Below are 12,976 nucleotides of genomic sequence, written 5' to 3'. Positions count from 1 at the left end.
CTCGCTTGTCCTCGGAGACGGCCTGAGCGTACAGCTCCAGCGTGATATCTGCGGTAGCGTGACGCATCAACTCTTGCGTGGTCTTCACGCTTGAGCCGCAGGCCATCAGAAGCGAAGCAGCGGTACGCCTGAAGGTGTGCCAACCGATTCGTTTATGAATGCCCAGCCGTTTTGCTGCTGGCAGGATATGCCGACGTAGCAGCATGTCCGGCCAATAGGGGAGCTTGCCAAGCTCCCCTGATACCCTCTTTATCAAGGACGGATGATGGGCGAGCACGCATGTGGAGTATCCTCTAGCTAATTCACAGGCCTTGCGCCGTCGGGCCTGATTGAGACATCGACGACCTTGGAAAGGGGGCATCGCCTTATTGGGCCAAGGCCCCAGGATCGATTTGGGAATCTAAGGTCATAGCCTATCCATAACCAAAAATCTAAGGATCTTGCTAAGCATGGCAGCCAGTCGTCGCAACGCTCGATCAAATCAAGTTTGAGTCACTGCAAATCGAAGCCGCTGCCAATAATTTGAAGGGAGAGTGGCCCATGCTACTGGAACCGGAATCGTCATGGCGATAGAGACTATCTTTGCTTTCGAAAGCACTCGTAGGCGACAGCGGGTAGCACCGCTGCTCGAAGAGCGGGAGCAATTTCTCTCCTACATGTTGCATCAAGGCACGAGCATACGTCGAATGCGTTCCGTCGCGGCTATGCTCATCAATGTAATTCGCTTGATGCAATTGGAAGCTTTGCGCGACGTAGAGATAGAAGAGGTTCAAGAAGCTGCTCTGCGCTGGATTGTCGACCTCGAATCCAAAAATCGGAATGGTCAGGAAAAATCGGCCGCATTATTCACTTACGTGGCCCTCAAGTGGCTGAGATTCCATAACAAGCTATTGATATCCAGATCCCGTGTCGAACCTGATGACACATACGTTGACCAGTTCGTCCATTTTATGAGGGTTGTCAGAGGCATGGCGCAGGCAACAATTCGCGCTCATCGCTTAAGGGTGATTGCGTTCTTGAAGTGGAACACAAGTCACCATCGATCAATCGCCGACATCTCCGCGGATGAAGTAGATGTATATCTTATGTCTAAACTGAACGCCGGATACCTTCCGCGATCCATGGCATCAGTATGCTCAGCTCTTCGCTTATTTTTCCGATTTGCGGAGATGCAGGAGTGGAACAGGTCGAAAGTAGCCCTGGGCATCTATCGCCCACGAGTGCCGAGATACGATCCCGGCCCGAAAGGCCCCGTTTGGAATGATGTAAGGAGATTGCTCGATCACAACTTTGGAGCAAAACCAGCCGACGTGCGAGCAGAGGCGATTATGTCGCTTTGCTCTATTTATGCCTTGCGGAGTTGCGAGGTTGTCAGGTTCAAGCTGAGCGATTTCGATTGGGCCAACGAGATCATAACAATACAACGAGCAAAATCAGGCCGAGTCCAGCAATTTCCCATTCAGCTTGAGGTAGGAGAAAAGCTCATCCGTTATCTTAAGCAGGTGCGTCCGCGATGCAAATGCAGAAATCTCTTCTTATCGTTGAAACCACCATATCGGCCTGTGGACACAACGATACTATGGACAATCATTGCCAGCCGAATGAAAGCCCTTGGAATTCAATCGAAGAACTTTGGTGCACATTCTCTCCGACACGCTTGCGCCACACAACTCTTGCGTGATGGAACTTCATTACCGGACATTGCAGAGTTCCTTGGTCACAGCGATTTGAAGTCCGTTAGCATTTATGCCAAATACGATGTGGAGGCCCTCAGAAAGGTCGCTGATTTCAGTTTGGCGGGCATCCGATGAGGCTCTTTGATGGGATAGAACAATACATTATGTGGAAGCATGCAAATGGATACCTCTTCGAAAAAGGAGAATCTACTCTGTTTGCTTTTTCAAGACAAACGGGTGATATCCAACTCGCTGACGTCAAATCAGAGGATATTTTGGGGTTTCTCAATGGGACGCCTGTATCGACGATTACGTGGCGACTGAAATATTGGACGCTGTGTAGATTTTTTGAGCACTGGTTTAGCCGCGGAGCTATGCCGGAATTGGCACTACCCACGCCACGGCCGTTCGTGAGACAAACCTTCGTCCCCTATGTGTTTACGAAGCTTGAGCTGCGATCTCTATTGGAAGCTACCGCCCAGAACCAGAAGTTGATAATTAGGATCGATGGAGCTACTCTTCGTACGATCATCCTCTTTCTCTATGGAACTGGTGCATCCGTCGGGGAGTCCACTCGTGTTCTGCAGTCGGACGTTGATCTCCAAAAAGGCTTCATTAGAATACGCAGCCCACATTCCCATCGATCTCGCTATATTCCGATCGGTCAAGATTTAGTCGACGTATTGCGTCAGTATGTGGCTTGGCGATCTCAGATCCGTGGCCCTAGCCAACATCTTTTCGTTACAAAGAAGGGCCGTCAGGTCTGTGCCGAGAAGATCGCAAAGAACTTCAAAAGACTTCGAACAATCGCGGGCATTCATCGCCGGGATGGAAGTCGCTATCAGCCACGTGTATCTGATCTACGGTTCACTTTCGCTGTCCATCGCATCACCAAGTGGATCGAGGACGGTGTCGATTTAAACCGAATGTTGCCAGCGTTGGCTGCGTATATGGGACAAGTGGGACTTGGGTCGACGGAACGATACCTGTCCATGACCCCAGAACGGTTTCGAAAAGATTTGGACAAACTTAGTCCGATGCGCGGAAGAGGCCAGTGGTCTAACGATCCAGAATTGATGCGGTTCCTTACGTCACTGTGATTGAGCTGCGCAGAAAATGGTTTGGGGACCGAGGAATCTCCCAAACATCATATCCTATTACACTTGCAGCGTTAATCCGCGATAAGCATGCGCGGTGGGGGAGTGTGCGTAGATTTCAGTAGGACGTTTCTACCGTGTAATACCTAAGCTCCTCAAAGAGGATGAATATGCTCACTATGTTTCTTGACCGCCCACTTGAAAAGGCCACCGCAATCTTCGAGTGCCGAGCACTTTTCGCACTCCGTCAAATAGAGATTTTTCCAGTCTGAGATGGACTTTTGTGCGTACGGCCATAACGACTGTCTCAGGACGCAAAGTTGATGGTTGTAGATGGAGACTGTCATATTGCGCATCACAAGATAGTTCACAGCTCGTTCGAGTTCTGCCTGATAATCGAACGGATCAATCCATAGCTCAGCGATGTTCCTTGGCGTATATCCAACGTATTCGAGACCCATCAACGCGACATGTTCAACGAATGAAAGATTGCGGTAGATGTACTCGACTAGTCTTGTTAGTCGGGGAATAGTCAGCCGGTGCAAGACTACCCTGACTTCAACACGAATTCCGTTTCGAGCAGCCTGGTGTAGACCGGCCACGGTTTGGTCGAAGGCACCTTTCGCCTGCACGACGTAATCGTGGTCTCCTGCGCAGTCCGAATAAAGGGGGACTCCGAGGCAAAGGTTAGGGTGTTCGATGGCGGCGAATTGTCGGGTGTATTCCGGCCACGCGAATGTGCGCCCATTTGTGAGCATGTGAAGTTCAGTGTTCGGAAGAGAAGTTTTGAGTTGATCTATCAGCTCAAACAGGTGATCTCCGAGCAGCGTTGGCTCCCCACCCGTAATTGTCAGATATTCAGGGGCTGGAGACATGAGTCTGATGAGTTCTTGATTTCGTTTCGTCAGCGACTCTACGTCATCCTTATCCTTTGGTGGCTGCGAACACATGAGACAGTTGCTGCTGCACCGTTCTGTAACAAATAGGGAGTGATGCCGCTCATAAGATCTGTAAAGTGATCTGACGAATCCGTCTCTCTCAACGACAACAACATCACCGTCCCTGAAATGCTCGGACTCTCGAAGGCGGTCAACGACTGGATAATCTGTGGCGAGATCAGCATGTGACAAAATTGCGCGATAACCCGCAAAATCGAGGATCGGCGCTTCCCCTTCAGCAAAGAAACGGATGTATTGCCCCCGTGTGGCATCCGGTAGATTCTGTGTCGTGATACGCCCAACAATTGCTTCTTCGATATTCCTCGCCGATCCGGCTGTTGTCAGTCGCATGTGCCTCCCTTTTGAGGCAAAGGCCTTCCCGTAAGCCACGACCAGAAGATTCCCATCGTCTCGGGATTATCTTCCTGGATAAACGAAAACAGGTGTTTGATTACTTCCATATTACGGGTACAGAATCCGCTCGTGGGGCGATGTCCGTACATATCCCCCTGGGTCGCGTGATGATAGATCGGATCAGCTCCGCAATAGGATTGGAAGGCACAATCGGAACAGCCTGCCAGCGATTGGTTGCAGGACACCTCAAACATCCTCAGAGCGGCTTCACTCGTGAAAAGACTCCGCCGATTGTCCTTATGTACATTGCCTAGGCGGAACGTCCAGTCTTGCATCTCCGCTAACATTCGCGACTCGTCTGAAGCGAAAACGTCTCCATTGTAGTTGTAGACCAGGACGTTCCATGCCCCGCCCGCGGGAGATTGCAGGTCAACGTATCCAGTCCCCTGCGGAGTGAGGATCTTCGAGAGCAGTATCTGGCTGTAGATTTCTGCCAACCGGTACCCAGAACGGTTAATGTTCAAGATGTGGGCTAGACCCTGTTTGTAAAATTCCAGAAACCGCTCCATCTCGTAGCCAGTTCGATTCTTCGTCTTCAATGCGAAGCCATAGGGACTGATCGGCCGTAAAAAGATCGTATGAAAGTCACGCCGAACGTATTCGTCTATGATCTCTTCGACATGGTCCAGGGACGCGGCCGTGGTTGTCATCAAGGCAGCCACATTGCTGTGCCCAAGAATGGCCCTTCCTCGTTCTATTCCGTCTATGGCGCGCTCATAGCTGTCGTTGCCCGGCCGAGGACGATTTTTATTGTGGAGGAATGCTGGACCGTCCAGAGATGTTGAGATCCTTACCTCTTCATCCCTGAAATAAGTCAGCATCTCATCGGTTGCGCATGCGAGGTTCGTTGTGACAACGATATCCAGGCCTTTGTTGCGTATCCGTGCCTGTTCCTTCGCCTTCGGTACAATGTACTGGATCATATCGAAAGCCAGCAATGGCTCGCCTCCCTGCAATTCAAGCGTGACATGTGGAGAGGGAGAGTCCAACATGAGAGAGATGGAGCGGTCAGCCGTCTCTCGGCTCATATCAAATTCGCCTTTAGAGGCAGTCTGACGCGAGACCTGACAATAATGGCAAGAATGCTCACAACGCAGAGTTACGACAAAGATGTGAAGTTTTGTGCCGCCACTTAGATGGTCATACTTGGTACGGATCTTTGTCGCAAGCACGTCGAGCAGGGCAGAGGACGTTTCATCGTAGACGATATGTTTTGCTTTAAGATCTTTGTAGAGCAATGACCGAACATCCACCGCACCTTCTAGCAGTGAATAAGCAGTACCCTCCGGAGCGAAAATGAACTCGCCCGCCTCATTAACCAAGAGTTCTTGTCCAAAAAACCGAGTAAATCTGAAGGGCAACAGAGAGACCTGTTGTGGCGCAGGAGCAAAGTTCTCAATTGGATAAAAGCTACGGGCCATCGACGATTACACCGAATCAGCTATTGCTGAGGATCTTGAACATTCCATCCGGCTTTGCTTCTTCCAGAGTGTCTCCGAACACGCCTAGTGGTTGTTCTTCGAGCACTCCAGATTCAGAAAAAGCTTTTGCAAGCAATAGATCACGCACATCGGACGTTTTCGCAGCCACCCGTTCCCGAAGCGCGAAGTCCATTGCCTGAGCCAAAAACTGCTCGCGCGCGTCACCAAGAGATATTTCGCAAACAGACTTCGGCGTTAGATTCACGATCGATTGTCCACATTCGTCCTGAGTGATATCACAGACGAAATCTCGCGAAAACCAATAGCAGGTCTTTAGCAGCGCCTCTACACTCACGACTTGATGGTTGATCGGAATACGTGCGGCAGCGCCTTGGACAGGAGCTTGATTCTTGATCTTCTCGATCATCGATTAAGAGGCGCGGGATGCGTGAGAGGAATGCGACGCGTGCGAGGCGTGGGAGGAATGAGAGCTATGTTCAGCGATCAGCTTGAATCCGCTGTTCTGCCGTTTCAGCGTCAGTTTCTCCGGGAGAGACTTACGAGCACCGACAGCCTGGATCGTCATGCTGTTCGACTCAGCAGGGGTAACTGTGGCCGAGGTCACTGATGCCTGTGCACCAGTCACGAGGACCGCACCTCCCATAAGGAGCGATACCTTAGTGACGATGCCGTTGAAGAAGCTCTTTCTATCGTTCATTTTGGCTCCGCAAAATAGGTTGATTCGCCTGCCAGGTAAGTATAGGACGTAATTTTCTTAACGCAACAAAATAATTTTCTGCAGCCCGGAATACACACTGCCTGGCGTCGAGGTCTCCGCGCGTGCATCTCTCTGTAGGCTTCAGCTGAGTAATAATATGCGTAGGCAGATCGGCTGACATTGGTAGCCTTCTGAGGACGAATGAGCGTCTGACTTTGAGCGAATCCGCGTATTCATGAGCCTCGGTACTGTGTTCTCCCGTGGCTTTTCTAAGCTGCCGACACTTACCAAACGTACACGGGGGTGGGCGGAACGGCCAAGCAAGCTACAACAGACGATATTGATCGAGGATTGCGTCGAACTAGACAGGACACAACTCGGACGAGGGCCGATCGAAAACCTTGAATCATGCCCCCCCGCTTGTGTGCTGCGTGCTCACGGCATTGAGGAAGGAAGGCAAATGCGGTGAAAGTCCTTCAGGAAATCCTTACTTGGTCAGTAGAAACGCTTCGACAAGCGAGAGATAATCTCTACGGTCTTCCATGAGAAGGCCAGAGCACATCAATGGAAGTCATGCGACCGCACATCAATCTCGCTGAATTGCAGCACACGAACAGCAGACGCCTTCACCGAGATAACGCCATCCTGATTCTGGAGAACGCCTTCCACCACGAGGAACTTGCCTCGTGTCCCCTCCCAGTCGACTGGCGAAAGTAATCGCCCGGATCAAAGGGCGATTATTGGCCCCTTTTCACACCGGCTTAAGGCCCCCTACCAATCAGTGCGGGAGCACAGTTAGAACTGGCCAGGAAACTTCGCTCTATGATTTCCTGTCTATGTGTGCTAACTTCTTGGCATTGTAATTGGTGCTGGATTTGTGAGGCTGAAGGCGCACTCATCGACCAGCACCAGCGTAGGCTGATTTGCTTCATTTTGCGTTTTACGTTTCTCGATCGGCATCGGGAGGGTTATGTCTGCCACGGTTATCCAAAACTCCCTTCAAGGGAGAAGGGTTTTTAGTGTCCCAACAATATCCACGGCCAAGAAATTCATTCGGAAGATGAGAGGAGGTTCTCAGGCGATCCTCATCCAATGTGACGACGAGGAATATGTCGTCGTAAAGATGCTTGGAAGCCCTCAGGGAGCCAATATACTTGCAAATGAGATCATCGGTGGTGTGATTGCCAATGAAGCCGGATTGCCCGTCGTTCCAGGGGGATGTGTCTATCTATCCGATGACTTCATAGATAAGAACCCAAGTTTGTGGTTTGAAACACCTCTTGGCCGGCGACGTCCGAATGCAGGCCTACATTTTGGCAGCGCGTTTTTGGGAGAAATGGCCGGCCCGAATCGTCCTACAGATTTCATTAGCCGATCAAGAGTTTCGGCAATCCGGAATCGGAGTGATTTCCTTGGGATGTACGTTATGGACATTTGGGCAAATCACCAAGATCATCGACAGGCAATCTTTCGCACCAGCGACGATGGCCGCGGTCTTGACGCGTGTTTCATTGATCATGGACACATGTTTGGCGGCCCTAATTGGAACTTTACCGAATACTCGGGCGTTACGTATCATCTCGAACCTTCTCTATATTCTGGCCTCTTCCAACCCGCAGCGGTTGCGGATTGGATTTCCCATTATGAAGATGTATTGCCAAAAGCTCTGGCTTATGCGGTTTCCCTCGTTCCATCCAAATGGTACAAAGGAAACATCGATCTGCTTGAGCAGGAGCTTCTTTGCCGACTCGCTCGCCTTCAGCAGTTAATCGAGGCAGATACAACTGCAGCATGGCGATTTACACAGCGGAGCACCGCAAATGATCAACTACTACCACATTTTGGAATACACCACCTCGGAGCTACAGAGTGACGGAAAGCCCTTCGCGATTGTCCTCTACCAAGATGAAGAGAGGCCCAGCACGCTGGGGGGGTTCATCTTGAGGAATTGGGAGGAAGTTCTCTGTCATCGGGCACCGTCCGAAATCTCCGTTATTAGGGATTTCCTGAGCGATGTTGCACATTACAGCCAGGCAGAAGAAATCTTGTCCAAAGGTTTTTTCCAGCACTTAGGTGCTCTCAGCACCGGGCCGATTCGTACATTTGTGTCAGGAAATTGCTCTCTTGAAGATCTAGATAGCCTTTCAAATACTTTCTTCGGCTTAGCAACCTGTGGCAATCCATGGCAGGCTTTTTTCGATAGCGTGAGGGAAGACTCCTGGGAAATCTCTGATACGAGTGGGATCCCTTCTTGAGCTAATCCACCGCCATGATGACAATAGCCCAGCCTTCTAGATGTCACCTGTCATATGCTCCCAGCCGCGTGTGGCTGCCGGTGCAAAGACGATAACTGAACCCAAAACTAATTGTATAAGGAGTAATTGTGCCGAAGGTAAACTGCGGCCAGCGCTGGTATTCGATATCGACGAGACGGATTTTTACAGTCTCATTCAGGTTAAGGTCTACCCCCGTTCCAGTTGCTATGACAAAGTACCTACCTTGAGCCGAGTTGTACGGAAAACCAAAATATCCTAATCCGACCAAGCTTTTGACATACGGGGAAAGCCTGCCCTGTCGAATCTGGATTCTCGGACCGATAAGATAGGTGCTTTCTGATGTTTTTCCTATTCGGTCGTGCTGGAGCCATCGGCCTTCTGCCTCAATACCGACTTGTCGTCGAGGATTGACATCAACGTATGCTCCACTGCCGCTGAGCACCCTCTGCCCATAACCGGATTGTCCCACTGAAAATGTTCCTCCTACTGAGACAGAAGCGCCAGGAGCACTTGCGGTAGGAACAGCCTGGGCGAAGCTCTTCACAGGGATGCTCGCCAAAAAAACCTCTAAAATCAGGATCAGGATCGTTCTGTTCATATCAATATCCAGTTCAGCGCTACTGTGTGATCGTCATTGTGATACCGACGAACTGCGAGATGCCGGTCGGTCCTGTGGCAGTTATGAGGAAGTGATAAGTGCCTGGGGGCGTTCCGTTGCTCGTAATACTGCCGCACCCTGAAAGAGTTGTAAAAAGGCCCAGAGATATCAAGGCGATGAATAGGCCCTTCATTGGCCGCATCCGCTTCTTCCTGAGACCGAAGACCCCTAAGACAATTGCTCCAGGAAGCAAGCAGAGTACCGTCCCATCTGAGCGAGTGTGCTGTTCAGTCCGAGCCTGTGTTCCGCCGAGCAGCGGAGATCCGGTGTCGACCGTTACATCAACGGACTGGGTGCCGCCAGCTGGCAGCATAGGCTGATTTTCAGAAAACGTGCAGGTGGCGTTTTGTGGAAGCCCTAGACAACCGAGAGAAAATGCACCGGTAAAATTCTTTACAGATGCGAGGGTGAGCTTGAGGGTAAGGTGCTGTTTGCTCTGCATCGACCATGAGCTTGGAGTGGCTTCAAGATTGAAGTCTGGAGCGGGGCCAATAGCGACCTCAACGGGAGAAGAAGTAGAAGAGGAGTAATTGGCGTCTCCCGAATAGACGGACGACACTTCTGCACTCGTTCCAGGCAGAATAGCCGTTACTGTAGCCACGCCTGTGGCATCGACCGGACTAGTAGCGAGTGTCGTATTCCCCGACATGAAGGTGACGTTCCCTGTTGGAGCCGTCGACGGTGGAGGCCCAGCAGGGCTGATAACAGAGATGAGTGTGACCTGTTGGCCACCCGTAAGCGAAGTAGATGAGGTGGTGAGTACATTCGTCGTGCTGCGCGGCTGAACCGTCTGCGTAAAGGGCGCGGATACGCTCGGAACATCCAGCATATCGCCGGCATAACTGGCTACGAAGGTGTGCGACCCGGCAGGCAGCGACTGGAGTGAAATCGTCGCAACCCCTGTTGAGTCAAGCTGCCCGACGCCGATCGCCACAGAATCTTCCGAAAACGTTACCAAGCCAGTGGGTATCTGAGCGCTTCCGTTGGAGACCGAAGCAGCAACAACAACAGGAGTTAATGTAGGAAGAGGAGTTTGACTCGATGATATGGTCGTAGTTGTGGGCGCTTGAACAACTGTTATCGCTACCGCGGAGGATTCGCTCGCCTCATCATTTGAATCGCCGTTGTAAATCGCTGTGACGCTGTCCATTCCTACACCCAGGTTAGTGGTCGTAATCGTTGCTTTGCCGTTGCTGAGCGTTCCAGTACCAAGAAGAATGTTCCCATTCATGAACTTGACTGTGCCGGTCGGAACAGTGGTTTCCTGAGCCGCTACGATAGCGGTCAGAGTGATTGGTGCACCAGACGTTGAATTGGTTGCACTAGCGCTGAGGACCGTCACTGTCGGGACCTGCCAGATCGTTTCCGTGATGATCTGTGTCGAAGTGCTTGGCGAGTAGTCAGCATCTCCCTCATAAACAGCAGTTATGGTGTGTGTCCCCGCCGAGAGAGCCGAATTAACATAGGTTGCACTACCTAGTGTGCTCAAGGGGGCAGCGCCCAGAATGTTTGCACCATCCATAAACTCGACATTGCCAGTTGGCGTTGACGAGCTGACTCCGGTTACCGTGGCAGTGAAGGTAATTGGCGTCGAATACTTGGCAATGGCAGTGTTGGTACCCAGCATCGTCACGCTTGAAGCGAGATCTACTATTTCGGAAAGCTGATACTGGCTCGGGAAATCATTTGAGTCACCCGCAAACTTAGCAATGATCGTGTGTGTGCCAACGGCTAGGGGAGGGGCCGTAAAAGATGCATTACCATTGCTATCGAGGGCCACTGAGCCGAGAGAAGTTGCTCCATCCATAAAGACAATGCTCCCCGCTGGGGGCGTAGTTCCTCCTGTAAGTTTCGCGCTGAAAGATAAAGGAGCGAATACAGTAACTGGGTTTGCGGACGGGATGACGTTGAGCGCGGTCGCCTGTTGAATGATCTCGGCAACCGGAGTATTCGGCGTACTTACGGCATCATAGTCGTCGCCGCTATAGACGCCTGAGATGTTATGGGTTTGCGGCACCGTAAAAGATGTTGTGAGAGTGGCTGTACTTGAATTGGGATCGACCGGTTGAGGGGCACCTATTGCCGTTGATCCGTCGTAAAACTGAACCGTTCCCGTAAGCCTATTTGGGCTTGAAATAAAAGCCGTGAAAGTAACAGCCATGCCAACGCTGGCAGGATTCAACCCTGATGTTACTGTTGTAGAAGTAGGATCGACTGATAGCACGTTCCCACTTAGATCAACACCGATGGGACTATTGCCGGAATCTGACGACACGTATAAGGTGCCGGCGGCAGGGCTTTCTACGTTGACAGGAGCAAATTCGACGCCGAGCGTACAAGTGCTCCCAACCGATAGCGCTTGCGATGTCGAACAGGTTGTTGTAAGCGGGTCACTTGGGTTGAAGTCTAGTGTTGCGCTTGTGGTTCCTGTCGCCATAAGGTTGCTAAAATTAAGCGGCGCGTTGCCATCATTCTCGATGCCCTGATACATCGGTTCCGACGTTTTTCCCTCCTTCATTGTTGGGTAGCTAATTACGGAAAGAACTGCACTAATCTTTCGCACTCGCAGATCGAGGTAATCCGGAATCAGGAGGTTGCCAGCCTGATCAACTATCATTGAATAGGGAAAATTCAGCGTCGCTCTATTTGCGCTGGAGCCGTCGCCACTGAAGAGGCCGGTTCCATTGCCAGCGATAGTGGAGATCATGCCGCTTACGTAATTTATCTTTCGGATTGCGCTGTTTCCATGATCTGCCACATAGAGATTACCCGCTGCATCTGCTGTAACACCTGTAGGGCTATTAAACAGGGCATGGGAAGCTTGCCCACCGTCACCGAAATAGCTGGCAGTATTCGAGCCTGCCACAGTAGACAAGAGCCCCGTCGTCAGATTGATTGCTCGAATTCTATTGTTGCCGGAATCTGCGATATAAAGGTTGCCATCGATAGAGACAGTAATTCCCCAGGGCTGGTTGAGCTCGCCCAAAACAGCAGGGCCACCATCTCCAGCATAAGCTGCTGATCCATCACCAGCTGCTGTAGTAATCGTGCCATTCGTATCTATTTCACGAATTCGATTGTTTCCTGTGTCAGCAATGTACAGATTGCCGTTCGCATCAAAGGCGAGGCCCTCTGGCGCAGAAAGTAAGGCAGCTGTTGCCGGGCCATTATCACCGCTAAAGCCTGCCGTGCCTAAGGTTCCTGCGATCGTCGAGATATTGCCAGTTGCGACGTTTATTTCTCGAACGGCGTCGTTACCGACATCCGAGAAAAAGATATTCCCGGCTCCGTCAATGACGATTGTAGATGGCGTATTGATTTGGGCCGTAAGAGCTGGTCCTCCATCTCCCGAGAAGCCGGCGCTTTCGCTGGCTCCTGCTATTGTCGTGATGTTGCCAAGAGTGTCGACTTTTCGAATTCTGTTGTTAGCTGTATCTGAGATATAGATATCTCCACCACCGTCGGTTGCGACAGCTATCGGCAGATTGAGTGACCCCTGCGTAGCTGGCGTACTTCCGGACGTTCGACACGCAACGTCTGTTACGCACCCGTTACCAGCGACGGTGCTCACGATACCGGACAAGATCACACTTAGTGAACCGATTCCCACTCCTGACAATCTCTGACTAGCCATGATGTGGCCGTCAGTAGCGATCATCACCACCGCACCGAAGCGCATACCAGGATACTTGGGGGTAAATTCAACCGAGACACTGCAAGTCTGTCCTGTCACGTAAGGGCCGGACCCACAGGTCGTTCCAGAAAATGTGAAGTCCAA

General features: G+C 51.2%; 10 protein-coding genes and 1 pseudogene. 4 read left to right on the top strand and 7 right to left on the bottom strand.

The genetic code is table 11. From position 1 onward, the window contains the following. Nucleotides 1-277 (bottom strand): annotated as a pseudogene (locus IEX36_RS16925) (hypothetical protein); the annotation flags it as partial. Between the two features lie 286 nt (nt 278-563). Here IEX36_RS16925 and IEX36_RS16920 point away from each other — a divergent pair. Both IEX36_RS16920 and IEX36_RS16915 read left to right on the top strand, forming a co-directional pair. Continuing rightward, nucleotides 564-1,811 carry a tyrosine-type recombinase/integrase gene (locus IEX36_RS16920; RefSeq protein ID WP_188760756.1) on the top strand — a complete coding sequence of 416 codons (1,248 nt, stop codon included), beginning with the start codon at nt 564-566 and terminating at the stop codon, nt 1,809-1,811. Between the two features lie 29 nt (nt 1,812-1,840). After that, nucleotides 1,841-2,776 carry a tyrosine-type recombinase/integrase gene (locus IEX36_RS16915; protein WP_188760755.1) on the top strand — a complete coding sequence of 312 codons (936 nt, stop codon included), beginning with the start codon at nt 1,841-1,843 and terminating at the stop codon, nt 2,774-2,776. 152 nt (nt 2,777-2,928) lie between these two features. Here the strand turns inward: IEX36_RS16915 and hxsC are convergent, their stop codons facing one another. The 4 genes from hxsC to IEX36_RS16895 are packed head-to-tail and all read right to left on the bottom strand — an operon-like array spanning nt 2,929 to nt 6,264. Further along, the gene (gene hxsC / locus IEX36_RS16910; protein ID WP_188760754.1) at nt 2,929-4,062 is read right to left on the bottom strand and encodes a His-Xaa-Ser system radical SAM maturase HxsC; all 1,134 of its coding nucleotides are present in this window, start codon (nt 4,060-4,062) and stop codon (nt 2,929-2,931) included. Continuing rightward, a complete protein-coding gene (hxsB, locus tag IEX36_RS16905; protein ID WP_229669091.1) occupies nt 4,053-5,546 on the bottom strand; it encodes a His-Xaa-Ser system radical SAM maturase HxsB in 1,494 nt (497 codons plus the stop codon). The genes hxsC and hxsB overlap by 10 nt, the downstream gene beginning before the upstream one ends. Nucleotides 5,547-5,562: 16 nt before the next feature. Continuing rightward, nucleotides 5,563-5,973 (bottom strand): His-Xaa-Ser system protein HxsD, encoded by a 411-nt coding sequence (gene hxsD, locus IEX36_RS16900; RefSeq protein ID WP_188760753.1) that lies wholly within the window; start codon nt 5,971-5,973, stop codon nt 5,563-5,565. A gap of 3 nt (nt 5,974-5,976) precedes the next feature. Further along, nucleotides 5,977-6,264 carry a hypothetical protein gene (locus IEX36_RS16895; protein WP_188760752.1) on the bottom strand — a complete coding sequence of 96 codons (288 nt, stop codon included), beginning with the start codon at nt 6,262-6,264 and terminating at the stop codon, nt 5,977-5,979. Between the two features lie 970 nt (nt 6,265-7,234). On the opposite strand from IEX36_RS16895, the gene IEX36_RS16890 reads away from it, so the two are divergent. Together IEX36_RS16890 and IEX36_RS16885 are read left to right on the top strand one after the other, a co-directional pair. Continuing rightward, a complete protein-coding gene (locus IEX36_RS16890) occupies nt 7,235-8,137 on the top strand; it encodes a hypothetical protein (RefSeq protein WP_188760751.1) in 903 nt (300 codons plus the stop codon). Beyond that, nucleotides 8,085-8,519, top strand: coding sequence for a hypothetical protein (locus IEX36_RS16885; RefSeq protein ID WP_188760750.1), 435 nt, complete (start codon nt 8,085-8,087; stop codon nt 8,517-8,519). Before IEX36_RS16890 ends, IEX36_RS16885 begins: the two co-directional genes overlap by 53 nt. 43 nt (nt 8,520-8,562) lie before the next feature. Here the strand turns inward: IEX36_RS16885 and IEX36_RS16880 are convergent, their stop codons facing one another. Together IEX36_RS16880 and IEX36_RS16875 are read right to left on the bottom strand one after the other, a co-directional pair. Then, entirely contained in the window at nt 8,563-9,138 is a 576-nt protein-coding gene (locus IEX36_RS16880; protein ID WP_188760749.1) for an outer membrane beta-barrel protein, read from the bottom strand. Nucleotides 9,139-9,157: 19 nt separating this feature from the next. Continuing rightward, nucleotides 9,158-12,976 carry an Ig-like domain repeat protein gene (locus IEX36_RS16875; RefSeq protein ID WP_188760748.1) on the bottom strand — a complete coding sequence of 1,273 codons (3,819 nt, stop codon included), beginning with the start codon at nt 12,974-12,976 and terminating at the stop codon, nt 9,158-9,160.

Source organism: Edaphobacter acidisoli, assembly GCF_014642855.1.
In the GTDB taxonomy this organism is placed as follows: Bacteria; Acidobacteriota; Terriglobia; order Terriglobales; family Acidobacteriaceae; genus Edaphobacter; species Edaphobacter acidisoli.
This window is presented reverse-complemented; position numbering and strand designations above follow the sequence as displayed.

Excerpts from the sequence above, each read along its gene's own strand:
- IEX36_RS16920 (WP_188760756.1), top strand. The coding sequence starts at position 564 with ATGGCGATAGAGACTATCTTTGCTTTCGAAAGCACTCGTAGGCGACAG.
- IEX36_RS16915 (WP_188760755.1), top strand. The coding sequence starts at position 1,841 with ATGTGGAAGCATGCAAATGGATACCTCTTCGAAAAAGGAGAATCTACT.
- hxsC (WP_188760754.1), bottom strand. The coding sequence starts at position 4,062 with ATGCGACTGACAACAGCCGGATCGGCGAGGAATATCGAAGAAGCAATT.
- hxsB (WP_229669091.1), bottom strand. The coding sequence starts at position 5,546 with ATGGCCCGTAGCTTTTATCCAATTGAGAACTTTGCTCCTGCGCCACAA.
- hxsD (WP_188760753.1), bottom strand. The coding sequence starts at position 5,973 with ATGATCGAGAAGATCAAGAATCAAGCTCCTGTCCAAGGCGCTGCCGCA.
- IEX36_RS16895 (WP_188760752.1), bottom strand. The coding sequence starts at position 6,264 with ATGAACGATAGAAAGAGCTTCTTCAACGGCATCGTCACTAAGGTATCG.
- IEX36_RS16890 (WP_188760751.1), top strand. The coding sequence starts at position 7,235 with ATGTCTGCCACGGTTATCCAAAACTCCCTTCAAGGGAGAAGGGTTTTT.
- IEX36_RS16885 (WP_188760750.1), top strand. The coding sequence starts at position 8,085 with ATGATCAACTACTACCACATTTTGGAATACACCACCTCGGAGCTACAG.
- IEX36_RS16880 (WP_188760749.1), bottom strand. The coding sequence starts at position 9,138 with ATGAACAGAACGATCCTGATCCTGATTTTAGAGGTTTTTTTGGCGAGC.